Here is a 2,434-nt window from a genome sequence, read left to right as displayed (position 1 = left end):
GGGGTGCGGGGTGGGGTGCGGGGTGGAGTGCGGGGTGGGAAGCGGCGGGCTCACAAGCGGCCGCGCTCGCGCGCGTTGCGGGTGCGCTCGACGCGCAGGATGTAGCGCTGGATCGCGTCCTCGGCGCCGCGCGGCAGGTCGGCGAACTCGCAGCCGGCGCGCAGCACCTCGGCGCCGCCGCGCCGGGTGATGCGGAAGAGGTTGCGCACGACCAGGCGCGCGGGGATCGGTGCGGTGTCGGGCAGGCGCAGCAGGCTGTCGGGGAACTCGGTGCCGGGCTCGAACTGCACGCCCACCGGCGGCACCGCGATCGCCACGCCGCCGCCGCTGATGTCGAGGATGCGCAGCTCGGCCTCGCGCCGGCTGCCGTCGACGCGGGGGAGCGCCAGCGTGCAGCTCACCTCTTCCGAGATCGGCGTCTGCAGGCGGTAGAACTCGCGGCGCTGCAGGCGCAGCAGGGCGTCGGGCGGGGCCGCCCGAAAGCCGGGGCTGCCGCCGTCCTCGACGAGGCGCTGGCCGCGCAGCAGGAACTGGATGCGCACCTTGTCGAGCTGGGTCACGCAGTCGAGCGCGTCGGCGCGCTCCATGCGCTGGTTCTGCAGCGCGTCGGCGCTGCCGTCGAGCAGCAGGCTGCTGCCGTCCTCGGCGACCTCGACCAGGGTGGACAGCACGGACTCGTTGCCCGGCGCCAGCCGCGCGCTCACCAGCGCCCGCGCGCCCACCAGGTTGCGCAGGACGGCGAGGATCTCGCGCGCGTCGCGCAGCACGTACTTCGCCTCGTCGTCGGCGTGGATGAGTTCGATGCGGGTGTCTTCGTGGTCGATCGTCATGCGTGCGTGCCCGAGGTGCCGGCGTGTGTTGCCCCGCTTATATCACGAGATGCGGCACGGTGCCCCACCAGAGGGGGCCGCTTGTTGGGCAAAGGCGTAGCGACTCGCGCCAGTTGTGGCAGGCAGGGTCAGGCGGCTCTGATCTCGTCGAGCAGGTCGGGATGGCGTTCAAGTACCTTGAGCAGTTTCACCAAGGCCAGCGGCGGTCTGGTCTTGCCATTTTCGTAGCGGGAGAAGGCGTTGACGCCTCCACCGAAGATCTCCGCTGCCTGGCGCTGATCCAGGTCGAGCTTCTTGCGTACCCTGGCAATGAAGCCGGGGTCCACGTAGGCGGCGTTCACCTGGCGCTGGAACTGCCCCAGCAACTCGCTGTAGCGGTCACCGTGCTCGCGGTTCAGGATCACTTCGCCGCAAGCCGGGCAGAAGTCGCCGGTGACCGCTGGGATCGTGGTGGTTTCGCCTTTGTACAGGTACGGAAGGTCGCGGGTGTCGTGGATGAGTTCAGCCGCTCCACAGCAGGGGCATTTCATGGTCACAGCTCCTTGAACGAAACGATCAGAACGTCGTCGATGACGGTCAGCTTCAAGTACACCTCGGCACTGTCGGACGTCTTGGTGCGATACACGTCCTGCCAGATCCGATGATCTGCATGAGTCGTCATGCTCTTGTAGAAGTCGGCAGATGAGAGCGACATGACGACAGCGCACATTCCGTCCAGATCGTTGATGCCCAAGTCGCGAGCCCCACTAATGTCAAGGTGCGGTCTCGTTTTCTGGCGTGCCCGCTGCAGGACGCGGGCGCAGGGATTCGGGCAGGTCGCGGGCGGCGGGTGCGGTGCCGGCGTCGCTGCCCTGTTCGATGCGGTACAGCCAGGCGAGCAACTCGGCAACGGCGACGTAGAGTTGGGGCGGGATGCGGGCGTCGAGGTCGACCTGCATCAGCAGGCTCACCAGCTCGGGCGATTCGTGCACGAAGACGCCGGCCTCGTTTGCGCGCTCGATGATCTCGCGCGCCACCACGCCCTTGCCCTTGGCGACCACGCGCGGCGCGGCCTCGCCGGCGGTGTAGGCGAGGGCGACGGCTTCGTTGCGTAGCGGCGGGCGGGGGTCAACCATTGCGCGGTTCCACCACCAGGCCGGTGAGCTTGAGGTTGGCGGCTTCCAGCGCCGAGGCCAGCGCGGCGCCGCCGGCATCCAGCGCGCGGATCGTCGCCGGGTCGTCGGCGCGCAGGCGCAGCGCGACGCCGGCGGGGGTCAGGTGCAGTTGCGCCTCGACGCCGCCGAGGCGCGGCATGGTCAGGCGCAGGGTGGTGTTCCAGGTGGGCTCGGTGTCCTCGCCCTCGTTGTTGCCCTCGCCTTGCGGGTCTTCGATCACCCACTCGATCGGCTGCCCAGGCCAGGCCTGGCCTTGCCACACGTATTGCTGGGTGGCCAGCGCGTCGAGTTGCTGGTGGACGACCGGCATCAGGCGCTCGGGGATGGGCTGCGTGCGCACGGGCGCGGCTTCTTCGACCCCGACGCGCAGGGCGGCGGCGCTGCGGGTGGTGTCGAGCTGAGCGGCGTCGTCGGCGCCGCCGGCGAGGCGCGTGGCGGCAGCGGCGGCGG

General features: G+C 70.0%; 5 protein-coding genes. All 5 read right to left on the bottom strand.

Translation table 11 applies throughout. From position 1 onward, the window contains the following. Positions 1–50 precede the first annotated feature (50 nt). Positions 51–830 (bottom strand): flagellar brake protein, encoded by a 780-nt coding sequence (locus tag C667_RS22195; RefSeq protein ID WP_004385799.1) that lies wholly within the window; start codon positions 828–830, stop codon positions 51–53. A 128-nt stretch (positions 831–958) separates the two neighbouring features. Next, complete coding sequence (locus tag C667_RS22190; RefSeq protein WP_004385798.1) at positions 959–1,360, bottom strand: type II toxin-antitoxin system MqsA family antitoxin; 402 nt, start codon at positions 1,358–1,360, stop codon at positions 959–961. 2 nt (positions 1,361–1,362) lie between these two features. Further along, on the bottom strand, positions 1,363–1,539 hold the full coding sequence (locus tag C667_RS22185) for a type II toxin-antitoxin system MqsR family toxin (RefSeq protein WP_004385796.1): 177 nt from the start codon (positions 1,537–1,539) through the stop codon (positions 1,363–1,365). A 43-nt stretch (positions 1,540–1,582) separates the two neighbouring features. Then, positions 1,583–1,945 (bottom strand): EscU/YscU/HrcU family type III secretion system export apparatus switch protein, encoded by a 363-nt coding sequence (locus C667_RS22180; protein WP_004385793.1) that lies wholly within the window; start codon positions 1,943–1,945, stop codon positions 1,583–1,585. After that, positions 1,938–2,434 (bottom strand): flagellar hook-length control protein FliK (gene fliK / locus C667_RS22175; RefSeq protein ID WP_004385791.1); only part of this gene is annotated, 497 nt, incomplete at its 5' end. The genes fliK and C667_RS22180, both read right to left, overlap by 8 nt.

Source organism: Thauera phenylacetica B4P (assembly GCF_000310225.1).
Lineage (GTDB): Bacteria > Pseudomonadota > Gammaproteobacteria > Burkholderiales > Rhodocyclaceae > Thauera > Thauera phenylacetica.
Note: the sequence above shows the minus strand (reverse complement) of the source record. Positions and strands in the feature narration are given on the sequence as shown.

Bases quoted from the DNA above. Each gene is read 5' to 3' on its own strand.
- C667_RS22185 (WP_004385796.1), bottom strand. From the start codon at position 1,539: ATGTGCGCTGTCGTCATGTCGCTCTCATCTGCCGACTTCTACAAGAGC.
- C667_RS22190 (WP_004385798.1), bottom strand. From the start codon at position 1,360: ATGAAATGCCCCTGCTGTGGAGCGGCTGAACTCATCCACGACACCCGC.
- C667_RS22195 (WP_004385799.1), bottom strand. From the start codon at position 830: ATGACGATCGACCACGAAGACACCCGCATCGAACTCATCCACGCCGAC.
- C667_RS22180 (WP_004385793.1), bottom strand. From the start codon at position 1,945: ATGGTTGACCCCCGCCCGCCGCTACGCAACGAAGCCGTCGCCCTCGCC.